This window comes from Microbacterium xerophyticum, from assembly GCF_053543555.1.
Genome location: NZ_JBLVOB010000006.1, coordinates 150030 through 162409 on the forward strand (window position 1 = coordinate 150030; position 12380 = coordinate 162409).

At 67.6% G+C, this 12380-nt stretch carries 10 protein-coding genes; 8 read left to right on the forward strand and 2 right to left on the reverse strand.

Annotation, left to right across the window (positions count from 1 at the left end; all coding sequences use genetic code 11):
• The first annotated feature begins 7 nt into the window (after nucleotides 1-7).
• From ilvD to ilvC, 4 genes are read left to right on the forward strand one after another with little or no spacing between them, the layout of a single operon-like run.
• A complete protein-coding gene (ilvD, locus tag ACNPNP_RS07310; protein ID WP_448965393.1) occupies nucleotides 8-1726 on the forward strand; it encodes a dihydroxy-acid dehydratase in 1719 nt (572 codons plus the stop codon).
• 48 nt (nucleotides 1727-1774) lie between these two features.
• The gene (locus ACNPNP_RS07315) at nucleotides 1775-3577 is read left to right on the forward strand and encodes an acetolactate synthase large subunit (RefSeq protein ID WP_448965394.1); all 1803 of its coding nucleotides are present in this window, start codon (nucleotides 1775-1777) and stop codon (nucleotides 3575-3577) included.
• 3 nt (nucleotides 3578-3580) lie between these two features.
• Nucleotides 3581-4090, forward strand: coding sequence for an acetolactate synthase small subunit (gene ilvN, locus ACNPNP_RS07320; protein WP_448965395.1), 510 nt, complete (start codon nucleotides 3581-3583; stop codon nucleotides 4088-4090).
• Between the two features lie 44 nt (nucleotides 4091-4134).
• Entirely contained in the window at nucleotides 4135-5163 is a 1029-nt protein-coding gene (gene ilvC / locus ACNPNP_RS07325; RefSeq protein WP_448965396.1) for a ketol-acid reductoisomerase, read from the forward strand.
• A 51-nt stretch (nucleotides 5164-5214) separates the two neighbouring features.
• Here ilvC and ACNPNP_RS07330 read toward each other — a convergent pair whose 3' ends face one another.
• Nucleotides 5215-8064, reverse strand: a complete 2850-nt coding sequence (locus ACNPNP_RS07330; protein WP_448965397.1) for an FAD-binding and (Fe-S)-binding domain-containing protein — start codon at nucleotides 8062-8064, stop codon at nucleotides 5215-5217.
• A 62-nt stretch (nucleotides 8065-8126) separates the two neighbouring features.
• Here ACNPNP_RS07330 and ACNPNP_RS07335 point away from each other — a divergent pair, with 62 nt between their 5' ends.
• Nucleotides 8127-8783, forward strand: coding sequence for a GntR family transcriptional regulator (locus ACNPNP_RS07335; protein WP_448965398.1), 657 nt, complete (start codon nucleotides 8127-8129; stop codon nucleotides 8781-8783).
• 2 nt (nucleotides 8784-8785) lie between these two features.
• Here the strand turns inward: ACNPNP_RS07335 and ACNPNP_RS07340 are convergent, their stop codons facing one another.
• A complete protein-coding gene (locus ACNPNP_RS07340; protein ID WP_448965399.1) occupies nucleotides 8786-9730 on the reverse strand; it encodes a hypothetical protein in 945 nt (314 codons plus the stop codon).
• A gap of 70 nt (nucleotides 9731-9800) precedes the next feature.
• On the opposite strand from ACNPNP_RS07340, the gene ACNPNP_RS07345 reads away from it, so the two are divergent.
• From ACNPNP_RS07345 to serA, 3 genes are all read left to right on the forward strand, one after another.
• Nucleotides 9801-10286 (forward strand): hypothetical protein, encoded by a 486-nt coding sequence (locus tag ACNPNP_RS07345; protein WP_448965400.1) that lies wholly within the window; start codon nucleotides 9801-9803, stop codon nucleotides 10284-10286.
• Entirely contained in the window at nucleotides 10283-10618 is a 336-nt protein-coding gene (locus ACNPNP_RS07350) for a hypothetical protein (RefSeq protein ID WP_448965401.1), read from the forward strand. Before ACNPNP_RS07345 ends, ACNPNP_RS07350 begins: the two co-directional genes overlap by 4 nt.
• A 123-nt stretch (nucleotides 10619-10741) precedes the next feature.
• Nucleotides 10742-12361 carry a phosphoglycerate dehydrogenase gene (gene serA, locus ACNPNP_RS07355; protein ID WP_448965402.1) on the forward strand — a complete coding sequence of 540 codons (1620 nt, stop codon included), beginning with the start codon at nucleotides 10742-10744 and terminating at the stop codon, nucleotides 12359-12361.
• The last annotated feature ends 19 nt before the right edge of the window (nucleotides 12362-12380 follow it).

The window sequence follows — 12380 nt, forward strand, 5'->3', positions numbered from 1 at the left end:
TGCCGTCATGTCCCCGCAAGATCCTTCTTCGAACGCGCCCATCGACATCAAGCCCCGAAGCCGAGTCGTCACCGACGGCATCGAGGCCACGACCTCACGAGGAATGCTCCGTGCCGTCGGCATGGGCGACGCGGACTGGGACAAACCGCAGATCGGCATCGCGTCGAGCTGGAACGAGATCACGCCCTGCAACCTCAGCCTCGACCGCCTCGCACAGGGGGCCAAGGAAGGCGTGCACGGCGGCGGCGGCTACCCGTTGCAGTTCGGCACGATCTCCGTCTCGGACGGCATCTCCATGGGCCACGAGGGCATGCACTTCTCGCTCGTGTCGCGCGAAGTGATCGCCGACTCGGTCGAGACCGTCATGATGGCGGAGCGCCTCGACGGCTCCGTGCTGCTGGCGGGCTGCGACAAGTCCATCCCCGGCATGCTGATGGCCAGCGCCCGCCTCGACCTCTCCAGCGTGTTCCTCTACGCCGGCTCGATCGCACCGGGATGGGTGAAGCTCTCGGACGGCACCGAGAAGGACGTCACCATCATCGATTCGTTCGAGGCCGTCGGCGCATGCCGTGCGGGACTCATGAGCGAAGAGGACCTCAAGCGCATCGAGTGCGCGATCGCACCGGGCGAGGGCGCCTGCGGCGGCATGTACACCGCCAACACGATGGCATCCGTCGCCGAGGCGCTCGGCCTCAGCCTGCCGGGCTCCGCGGCACCGCCCGCCGCCGACCGTCGTCGCGACTACTTCGCGCACCGCTCCGGTGAGGCCGTCGTGAACCTGCTGCGTCAGGGGATCACCACCAGGGACATCCTCACCAAGGAGGCGTTCGAGAACGCGATCGCTCTCGCGATGGCACTGGGCGGCTCGACGAACGTCGTGCTGCATCTGCTCGCGATCGCCCGCGAGGCGGACGTCGACCTGAACCTGCACGACTTCAACCGCATCGGCGACAAGGTCCCGCACGTGGCCGACATGAAGCCGTTCGGAAAGTACGTCATGAACGACGTCGACCGACACGGCGGCATCCCCGTCATCATGAAGGCCATGCTCGACGAGGGGCTGCTCCACGGCGACGCGCTCACCGTCACGGGCAAGACCCTGGCCGAGAACCTCGCCGACCTCGACCCGCAGCCGATCGACGGTGAGGTCATCCACACCTTCGACAACCCGATCCACGCCACGGGCGGCCTCACCATCCTGCACGGATCACTCGCCCCGGAGGGCGCGGTCGTGAAGACCGCCGGTTTCGACGCCACGGTCTTCGAGGGCCCCGCCCGCGTCTTCGAGCGTGAGCGCGCGGCGATGGATGCTGTCGCGAACGGCGAGATCAACGCCGGAGAAGTCATCGTCATCCGCTACGAGGGACCCAAGGGCGGTCCCGGCATGCGCGAGATGCTCGCGATCACCGCGGCCATCAAGGGCGCGGGGCTCGGAAAAGATGTACTACTCTTGACTGACGGACGATTCTCAGGCGGCACAACCGGCCTGTGCATCGGCCACATAGCACCCGAAGCGGTGGACGCAGGTCCTATCGCCTTCGTGCGCGATGGTGATCTGATACGGGTCGATATCGCAGCTCGCTCTCTTGACTTACTCGTCGATGAGGCAGAGCTCGCCTCCCGCCGTTCCGGCTGGGAGCCGCTTCCCCCGCGCTATACCCGTGGCGTTCTTGCCAAGTACTCGCGACTCGTGCGTTCCGCTGCAGAAGGCGCGACGACCGGTTGATCCTCGTCGGCTGATTGCTGACGACTTCTCAGATCACCAAGGAAAGACATGACTGCTGATTCTGTTTCGGCCGTTCCACGGCCACCGTCCCAGAAGGCCGCCGCTCCGGAGATCACGGGGGCAGAAGCCGTCGTCCGTGCTCTCGGACTCCTCGGCGTCACCGATGTGTTCGGCATCCCCGGCGGCACGATCATGCCCGTCTACGATCCGCTCCTCGACGATGACACCGTTCGGCACATCCTCGTGCGCCATGAGCAGGGCGCTGGCCACGCGGCGGAGGGCTACGCCGCCGCGAGCGGTCGGGTAGGGGTCGCTATCGCGACGTCCGGTCCCGGTGCGACCAACCTCGTGACGGCGATCGCGGACGCGTACATGGACTCCGTGCCCCTCGTGGCGATCACCGGGCAGGTGTTCAGCCATCTGATGGGGACGGATGCGTTCCAGGAGGCGGACATCGTCGGCATCACCATGCCGGTGACCAAGCACTCCTTCCTGGTCAAGCATCCTGAGGACATCCCCGGGGCTCTGGCGGCGGCGTTCGAGATCGCCTCCACCGGGCGACCGGGTCCCGTGCTCGTCGACATCACGAAGGACGCGCAGCAGAAGTCGGCGCCGTTCGTGTGGCCGCCGAAGATCGACCTGCCCGGCTATCGTCCGGTGACCAAGGCGCACGGCAAGCAGATCCAGGCGGCGGCCGCCCTGCTGACCGAAGCGAAGAAGCCGGTGCTGTACGTCGGCGGCGGTGTCGTCCGCGGTCGCGCGGCGGCAGAGCTTCTCGCCCTCGCGGAGTCGACCGGCGCACCGGTCGTGACGACTTTGATGGCCAGGGGAGTGTTCCCCGACTCGCACCGCCAGCACCTCGGCATGCCGGGCATGCACGGCACGGTTCCAGCGGTGCTCGCGCTGCAGGAGTCCGACCTCATCGTCGCCCTGGGAGCTCGATTCGACGATCGAGTCACCGGGAAGGCCGCGGACTTCGCGCCCAATGCGAAGGTCGTGCACGTCGACATCGACCCGGCCGAGATCTCGAAGATCCGCAACGCGGACGTGCCGATCGTCGGCGACGTGCGCGACGTGCTGATCGACCTGGATGCCGCATTCCGCGGAGCGGTCGGCAGCGCGAAGCCGGACATCGCGGAGTGGTGGTCGTACCTGGACGGCCTGCGTGAGGAGTTCCCGCTCGGGTACTCGCCCACGGAGGACGGCCTGCTCGCCCCCCAGCACGTCATCCAGCGGATCGGCGAGCTCACCGGACCCGAGGGCGTCTACGTCGCGGGCGTCGGCCAGCACCAGATGTGGGCCGCGCAGTTCATCAAGTACGAGCGTCCGAACGCATGGTTGAACTCCGGCGGTGCCGGCACCATGGGCTACTCCGTCCCGGCGGCCATGGGCGCCAAGGTCGCAGAGCCCGATCGCGTCGTGTGGTCGATCGACGGCGACGGATGCTTCCAGATGACCAACCAGGAACTCGCCACCTGCGCGATCAACAACATCCCGATCAAGGTCGCGATCATCAACAACTCCTCGCTGGGCATGGTGCGCCAGTGGCAGACCCTGTTCTACGACGGGCGTCACTCCAACACCGACCTCAACACGGGTCACGGCACGATCCGCATCCCCGACTTCGTCAAGCTGGCCGAGGCGTACGGCTGCCTCGCGATCCGCGTGGAGAAGGAAGAGGAAGTGGATGCCGCGATCAAGCTGGCGCTCGAGACCAACGACCGCCCTGTCGTGATCGACTTCGTCGTCTCGGCCGACGCCATGGTGTGGCCGATGGTGCCGCAGGGCGTCAGTAACAGCTATGTCCAATACGCGCGCGACCATGCGCCCACGTTCGATGAGGAGGTCTGAGCGATGTCGACCCACGTACTGAGTCTTCTCGTCGAGGACACCCCCGGTCTTCTGACCCGTGTCGCCGGGCTCTTCGCACGCCGCGGCTTCAACATCGAGTCCCTCGCCGTCGGGGTGACCGAGGTGCCTGGCGTTTCGCGCATCACGGTTGTCGTCGACGTCGACCAGCTGCCGCTCGAGCAGGTCACGAAACAGCTCAACAAGCTGATCAACGTGATCAAGATCGTCGAGCTCGATTTCGCGACGTCCGTGCAGCGTCATCACGTGCTCGTCAAGGTGCGCACTGACAACGCCACCCGCTCGAACGTCATCGAGATCGTGAACCTGTTCCGCGCGGCCGTCGTCGACTACGCCTCCGACGCGCTGGTGATCGAGGTCACCGGCGACAAGGGCAAGGTCGACGCGATCCTGCGGGCGCTCGAGCCGTTCGGCATCAAGGAGCTGTCGCAGTCCGGCCTGCTCGCCATCGGCCGTGGCGGCAAGAGCATCACCGAACGCGTCCTGCGCGGCTGACCACCCAGACCATAGAACCTCCAGAAGGAAAGAGAAACACCAACGTGAGTACTGAGATCTTCTACGACGCCGACGCCGATCTGTCCCTCATCCAGGCCAAGAAGGTCGCGATCGTCGGCTACGGCTCGCAGGGCCACGCCCACGCGCAGAACCTGCGCGACTCGGGTGTCGAGGTCGCGATCGCGCTGAAGGACGGCTCGAAGTCGGCAGCCAAGGCGGAAGAGGCCGGCTTCCCGGTCAAGTCCGTCGCGGACGCCACCACCTGGGCCGACGTCATCATGATCCTCGCGCCCGACCAGCACCAGCGCACGATCTACTCCGAGTCGATCGCTCCGAACCTCACCGAGGGCAAGACGCTCGCGTTCGCACACGGCTTCAACATCCGCTTCGGCTACATCGACGCGCCAGAGGGCGTCGACGTCATCCTCGTGGCACCGAAGGCGCCGGGGCACACCGTGCGCCGCGAGTTCGTCGCCGGCCGTGGCATCCCCGACATCATCGCCGTCGAGAAGGATGCCTCCGGCCAGGCGTGGGCTCTCGCGCTCTCGTACGCGAAGGCCATCGGCGGCACCCGCGCCGGCGTCATCAAGACGACCTTCACCGAAGAGACCGAGACCGACCTGTTCGGCGAGCAGGCCGTGCTTTGCGGTGGCGTGAGCCACCTCGTGCAGGCCGGCTTCGAGACGCTCACCGAAGCGGGCTACCAGCCGCAGATCGCGTACTTCGAGGTGCTGCACGAGCTCAAGCTCATCGTCGACCTGATGTGGGAGGGCGGCATCGCCAAGCAGCGCTGGTCGATCTCCGACACGGCCGAGTTCGGCGACTACGTCTCCGGTCCCCGCGTGATCGACGAGCGCGTCAAGGAGAGCATGCAGGGCGTGCTCGCCGACATCCAGTCCGGCGCCTTCGCGAAGCGCTTCATCGACGACCAGGACAACGGCGCCGAGGAGTTCCTGGCGCTGCGTGCCAAGGAGGAGCAGCACCCGATCGAGGTCACCGGCAAGGAGCTGCGCTCGCTCTTCGCATGGAAGCAGCAGGACGAGGACTACGTCGACGGCAGCGCTGCGCGCTGACCCATCGCGTCACCAGAACGGGCATCCCTCGCGGGGTGCCCGTTCTGCGTCTCAGGGTCGCGTGAGCTCCTCGAGCACCTCGATCACGTGACGGTAGGGCTTGCCGGTCGCGCGGGTCATGCCGATCTCGCAGGTGCGGTTCGCCGACACGAAGGCGTCGAAGCCGTCGCGCGCGGCATCCGCCGCTGACACCTCGGCGGATTCGACGGCCGTGGCGCTCTCGGTGAGTTCGGGATGCAGCATCCCCCGGTCACCGGCGAAGGCGCAGCATCCCCAACCGTCGGGGATGTAGACCTCGTCGGCCACCGCCGAGGCGAGCACGGTGAGCGCACCCGTCGCGCCGAGGGCGGTCGTCGAGCACGTCGGATGCACGGCGATCGAGTCGAGCTTGCGTGAGACGGCGAGTCGGGGGAGCACCTCACGAGCGACGTAGGTCGTGGCGTCCTCGATGCGGAGCCCCGCGTACTCCGGATACTCGGCAAGGGACTTCGACAGCATGACGTGCAGCCCTTCCGTGCAGGAAGCCGCATCGCAGACCACCGGGAGCTCACCGTGACGGCTGGCCTCCCAGAGCGATGCGAGGACGCGCTCTGTCATCCGGTCGTACCCCGACAGATGCCCCTTGGACTTCCACGGTGTGCCGCAGCAGAGCCCGCCCGCGTCGTCGGGGACCACGACCGGGATGCCGGCACGGTCGAGCAGGGCTCCCAACGCCGCACGTGAACCGTGTCCTTCGCCCTCCGGGCCGAACATCGTGCCGATGCAGGCGCCGAAGAACACGGCCCGAGCATCGGCGGGTGCTGTCGGTTGCGGCGCCTTCGTGCCACCGCGGGGGAGTCCCGCGTCGTAGAGCGGCATCGTCTCCGCGCCGACGACAGCGCGGCCCAGGCGGGTGACGCCCGTCACCAGAGGAGCAGGGAGCGCATCGGCGACGGTCAGTGCCATCCCGCCGATCCGGGTCACGGCGCCCCAGCTCTTCGCCGCGGCATCCCATACGCCGTCCTCGATCTTCGAGGCTTCTTCGGCGCGCAGCCTCCGCACGAGGTCACCCGTGTTGATGTCGACAGGGCACGCGACGGCGCACATGCCGTCGACCGCGCACGTCTGCACGCCGTCGTAGTCGTAATCGGTGCGCAACTCCTTCAGCAGCTCGGTGTCGCCGCGTTCCTCGGCCCAGGCCATGTCGCGCCGCAGCACGATGCGCTGACGCGGTGTGAGCGTGATGTCCTTGCTCGGGCACGTCGGCTCGCAGTAGCCGCATTCCACACAGCGGTCGACCTCGCTCTCGACGGTCGGCACGCGCTTGAGATCGTGCAGATACGACTCGGCATCGTCGGAGAGCACGACGCCGGGGTTCAGGATGCCGTCCGGGTCGATCAGGCGCTTGATGTCCCACATGATGTCGGTGAGGAAGTCACCGTACTGGCGACGGACGAAGGGTGCCATGATCCGCCCTGTGCCGTGCTCGGCCTTCAGCGACCCGCCCTGGGCCAGCACGAGATCGACGAGATCCGCGGTGAACAGGCGGTACCTCTCGATGCTCGCCGGGTCGTCGAAGCGCTCGTTCAGCAGGAAGTGCACGTTCCCGTCCTTGGCATGGCCGAAGATCACCGAACCCTCGTAGCCGTGCACCGCGAACAGAGCGATCAGCTGCTCGCAGGTTGTGAGCAGGCGATCGACGGGAACGACGATGTCCTCCAGCAACGCGGTCGTGCCGGACGGGCGAGCACCCGCAACGGCCGTGTAGAGCCCCTTGCGCACCGTCCACAGCGATGCCCGTTCCGCAGCATCCGTCGTGAGCGTCGGCACGACCGCCAGCGGCAGCGCGTCGAACTCGTGCAGCGCCGCGTCAGATGCGACGGCGAGCTCCTCAACACCTGATGCGTGCACCTCGACGAGCAATGCCGCGTGGCCTTGCACGTCGATGCCCGCGATGGCGGCGGGAACATCGCTGAGCCGCTGCGCGACACGGAGGGACGCGGCATCCATGAGTTCGATCGTCGCGAGGCCGTGGCCGGCGAACTCGGGGCGAGCAAGACCGGGCAGAGCCGCCATGGCATCGGCGAGGGTCTCGAAGACGAGCAGGGCCGTGGCGATCTGCGGACGGATCTCGATCGTGCGGAAGCGGGCCTCGGCGACGAACGCCAGAGTGCCCTCGGAACCGATCACCAGGTGCTCGAGGATGCGGACGGGATCATCGAAGTCGACGAGCGCGTTGAGCCCGTAGCCCATCGTGTTCTTCATCGCGAACTGCCGCCGGATGTACTCGGCGTCCTCGGGGGAGCCGAGCAGGCGATCGCGCAGCGCGAGCAGGCCCTCGGCGATCTGCGGCTCGGCCGCCTGCAGCTGCGACAGAGCATCAGGTGCGCCCGTGTCGAGGATCGTGCCGCTCGGCAGGACCAGTACCAGCGACTCGACGGTCCGATAGGAGTTCTCGGTCACACCGCACGCCATGCCGCTGGAGTTGTTCGCGATCACGCCGCCGATCGTGCAGGCGATCTCGCTCGCCGGATCCGGCCCGAGCTTGCGCCGGTATCGTGCGAGCCGGGTGTTGACCTGCCGCACAGTGGCGCCGGGTCCGACGCGCACCGCGCGTCCGTCGTCCTCGACACCGATCCCGCGGAAGTTGCTGCGCGTGTCCATGAGGATGTCTCCCGAGACGCCCTGACCTGACAGGCTCGTGCCGCCGGAGCGGAACGTCAGCGTGCGTCCGGCCGCCCGCACTGCGGTGAACGCGGCCGCGACGCCAGCGGCGTCCGCCGGGGTGAGCACGGCATCGGGGATCAGCAGGTAGTGCGACGCGTCGTGGGCGCGGGCGAAGCGGTCGATCGAGCGGGAACTGAGCGCGGTGTCGGCGCCGAGCAGCGCGGTGTCCAAAGGGTGCGCGAGTGTCGTCGACACGGATCTCCCAAAGTTGTCTGACAAGAATACTGAGGAGTCTAGTCTCGTTTAGGCTGGATGCCATGATCCTCGAGGACCGCTCACTCGGCGTCGTCGGCATCGTCGACGCCGTGACCCGTCAGCTGCGCGCGCGCATCCTCTCCGGAGAGATCTCGGCGGGCACGCCGCTCACAGAGGCGAAGGTCTCGAAGCTGTTCGGTGTCGCCAGGCCCAGTGCGAAGGCGGCCATCGAGCAGCTGGTCTCGTCAGGACTGCTCGTGCGCACCGCGCATCGCAGTGCACGCGTCATCTCGATCGACCCGCGGATGGTGCGCGACGTCTACCGCACGCGCACCAGACTCGAGAGCGCCGCGCTGCGCGAGCTGGCGGCGTCGAAGAACGTGCCGGCCGCAGCCGCCGACGCCAACGCCCAGCTGCTGCGGATGCCCGAGGGGCCGAGCCCTGAGACCGTCGATCCCGATCTCCGCTTCCACACCGCACTCATCGACGGCATCGCCAGCGAACGCACCTCCCGCATGTACCGCAGCGTGCTCGACGAGGTGCGTCTGTGCATGGCGCAGGTGCAGGGACGGCGGCTCCTCGCGGCGGACGCGATCGCCGCACAGCACGCCGAGATCCTCGATGCCGTGGCCGCCGGCGACGGCGATCGTGCGGCGCTCCTGCTGGCCGAGCATCTGGGATCGGCCGAGGAACGCCTCGTGGAGGCGCTGGGGGAGTAGGACTACTCGGTGTCAGACTCCGGCGCCGCATCCTCCACCTGGATCGGGGCGTCGGCCGGATCCGCCCACACGGGAGCGGGCAGCAGCGTGTCGGTCGCGCCGCCCTGGATCGCGCGCAGAGCATCCGCGATCTCGTCGGCGTTCTCGGGTACGGCGAGCCCGCACGTGTTGAGCTCGGACGCGAACTTCAGCGTGAGACGGATCTTGCCCGCCTCGACGGCCTCGGCGGTGGTGCCGGTGCGCTTCTCGCTGCCGGTCTGGATGTCGGAGACCTCGTCGCAGACGTGGTAGACGCTTCCGCCGTCGACCCACACGACCTCGTCCTGTCCGAGCAGCTGGATGACGGTGGACTGATCCGCCGTGTACTGCTCGACCGACGGGGGGTTGTAATCGATGCCGAGCGCGACGGCGGCGAGGGCGAGGACGACGCCGATGATCCCGGCCGTGGTCTTCTGGCCCTTGTCCATGTCCTTGTTCAGGAAGATGAGGATGATCAGCGGCAGGAATGCGATCACCGCGATGATCGCGCCGAGCTGGTTCTGCACGAAGAAGCGCACCTTGTCGGACTTCTTCGCGGGGTCGAGGCGGTTCGCCTTCTTCCAGAGGATCGAGCCGGTGATCGACAGTGCAGCGATGACGACGAGCGCGACGATGAGGGTGATGAACGCCCACTGCGGGAACTGCGCGGTGACGTTCTGCTCCTCGAGGAGGCCGGTGTCCGGGTTGCGGACGAGTCCGCCGTCCTCTCCGACGAACTCGCGCTGACGAAGAAGCCAGAAGATCGCGACGGCTTCGGCCGCGATGGCGACGAACCAGAGCACCGCAGCGATCCAGCGCAGCGTCGTGGCCTTCTGCTTCGAGCCCGCCGTCGGCTTCCAGTCCGCCGCGGCCGCGCCGTCGGCGTCCGACGTCGCTGACGCGACGGCCTTCTCATTGCGCTCAGCCACGGTGAGTTCCCCTCTTTCTGTGAACGACCTGAGCATATCGGGCACCGCGGGGGCTCGCTACGCTGGGGTCATGACATCGGATGCTGACGACGCCCTCAGCTGGGAGGGCGATGACGATCGGCCGACGCAGAAGCCCGCCCCTGATGCAGCGGAGCAGAAGGCCGCGCTGCCGCGGGGCTGGAACGCCGTGGGCAGGCGCAGTGAGACCGTGGGCCGGATCGAAGACGACGGCACGATCAGCGAACCGGTCGAGCGTGCACCGCTCAGCACGCCGATGCTGCTGCTCGTCGGCATCGTCGGCGGCATCTATCTGCTCTACACGGTCGGCTGGACCATCGGCGGGCTCACGCTGCAGAGCAGCGCGATGTTCCTGATCCCGGATGTGATGTACCAGGTCGCGCTGTGGGCAGCCGTGCTCGCTCCTGCGCTCTGGTTCGGCGCCGCGTGGGTGCTGACCAGGCGTTCGGCCTCCTGGGTGCGCGTCGCCGGGCTCCTCGCCGGTGTGCTGCTGCTCGTGCCGTGGCCGTTCGTGATGACAGGGGCGGTGGGCGCATGACGGACAACGCGGTTTCCGAGGCGCAGCCGCTCGGGCTGTGGAAGAGCATCGTCGTCGGGCTCGCCGGACTCTTCTACGCGTATGCGGTCTGGAACGCCCTGTCGTACACCTTCACGGTCGCGCCGGCGGGGATCAACGCCTACGGGTGGTTCGTGCTGATCTTCTCGGTGCTGTTCCCGATCCTCGTGTTCGTCATCGTGTACGTGCTCGCGCGCCGTCGCTCCGCCGGCGAGCTGACGATCGCGATGATCGCCGGCCTGGCGCTCGTCGCGGTGTTCTGGATGAATGTGGCCGCCCTCAGCATGCTCACCACTTCGTTCCTGTCCGTCTGACCGGCGTCACACGGCGCGGGACGGCGTGCACGCTCGGGTAAGGTTGACACGATCGCGCCCCGACGGTGTGCGGCGCATCGATCCCCACCCGCGCGTACCCACGCTCATCCCGAAGGATCCTCTGTGCCGAAGACAACCGCGCCGAAGCCCGTCGTGCTCATTGCCGAAGTTCTCTCACCTGCGACCATCGAGGCGCTCGGGCCGGACTTCGACGTCCGTCAGGTCGACGGCACGGATCGTGAGGCGCTGTTCTCGTCACTGGCGGACGCGGATGCCGTACTCGTCCGCTCCGCGACGAAGATCGATGCGGAGGCACTCGGCCACGCACCGAAGCTGAAGGTCGTCGCGCGTGCCGGTGTCGGACTCGACAACGTCGACATCCAGGCATCCACCAAGGCCGGCGTCATGGTCGTCAACGCGCCCACATCGAACATCATCTCGGCCGCTGAGCTCACCTGCGGCCACATCCTCAGCCTGGCGCGTCACGTCCCCGCCGCGCATGCCTCACTCGCCGCCGGTCAGTGGAAGCGCAGCGCGTACACGGGCACCGAGCTCTACGAGAAGACGCTCGGCATCGTCGGCCTCGGACGGATCGGTGCACTGGTCGCCGCCCGGATGCAGGGCTTCGGGATGAAGATCGTCGCCTTCGATCCGTACGTCACCAGCGCACGCGCGCAGCAGCTCGGGGTCGAGCTGCGCACCCTGGACGAGCTGGGCGCCGAGGTCGACTTCCTCACGATCCACATGCCGAAGACGCCCGAGACCACGGGCATGATCGGTGCAGAGCAGTTCGCGGCCATGAAGAAGACCGCCTACGTCGTCAACGTCGCTCGCGGTGGCCTGATCGACGAGGTCGCTCTGCGCGAAGCGCTGCTGGCCGGCGAGATCGCCGGTGCCGGCCTCGACGTGTTCACCTCCGAGCCCCCGGCAGAGGGCGGTTCGGCGCAGGAGCTGCTGGATCTGCCCAACGTCGTCGTCACCCCGCACCTCGGAGCGTCGACGGATGAGGCGCAGGAGAAGGCCGGCATCTCGGTGGCCCGCTCCGTGAAGCTCGCGCTCGAGGGCGATCTGGTTCCGGATGCCGTCAACGTCGCCGGCGGTGTGATCGATCCGTTCGTACGCCCCGGCATCGCACTGGTCGAGAAGCTCGGTCAGATCTTCAGCGGCCTCACCACCTCCGCGCTGACGAGTCTCGACATCGAGGTGCGCGGCGAGCTCGCGGACTACGACGTGAGCGTCTATCGGCTGGCCGCGCTCAAGGGCGTGCTCTCCAACGTCGTGAGCGAGAACGTCTCCTACGTCAACGCGCCGCTGTTCGCCGAGCAGCGCGGCATCGAGGCGCGTCTGATCGTGGACAAGGAGAGCCCCGAGTACCGCAACCTCACCACGCTTCGCGGCGCCCTCGCCGACGGAACGGTGCTCACGGTCGCCGGCACGCTCGCCGGCACCCGGATGGTGCAGAAGATCGTCGGGATCAACGGTCACGACATCGAGGTGCCGATCGAGACGCATCACGTCGTGATGCAGTACACGGACCGTCCGGGCATCGTCGCGATCTACGGCCAGAAGTTCGGCGAAGCCGGGATCAACATCGCCGGGATGCAGGTCGCACGACGTGAGGCCGGCGGTCAGGCGCTCACCGTCCTGACGGTCGATTCCCGAGTGCCCGAGGAGCTGCTCTCAGAGGTCGGCGAGGCCATCGACGCCAAGGTGATCCGTTCGATCGAGATCACCGAGGTCTGACCGGATGATGCGGCGCCCG

Bases quoted from the DNA above. Each gene is read 5' to 3' on its own strand.
- ilvD (WP_448965393.1), top strand. From the start codon at position 8: ATGTCCCCGCAAGATCCTTCTTCGAACGCGCCCATCGACATCAAGCCC.
- ACNPNP_RS07315 (WP_448965394.1), top strand. From the start codon at position 1,775: ATGACTGCTGATTCTGTTTCGGCCGTTCCACGGCCACCGTCCCAGAAG.
- ilvN (WP_448965395.1), top strand. From the start codon at position 3,581: ATGTCGACCCACGTACTGAGTCTTCTCGTCGAGGACACCCCCGGTCTT.
- ACNPNP_RS07335 (WP_448965398.1), top strand. From the start codon at position 8,127: ATGATCCTCGAGGACCGCTCACTCGGCGTCGTCGGCATCGTCGACGCC.
- ACNPNP_RS07345 (WP_448965400.1), top strand. From the start codon at position 9,801: ATGACATCGGATGCTGACGACGCCCTCAGCTGGGAGGGCGATGACGAT.
- ACNPNP_RS07350 (WP_448965401.1), top strand. From the start codon at position 10,283: ATGACGGACAACGCGGTTTCCGAGGCGCAGCCGCTCGGGCTGTGGAAG.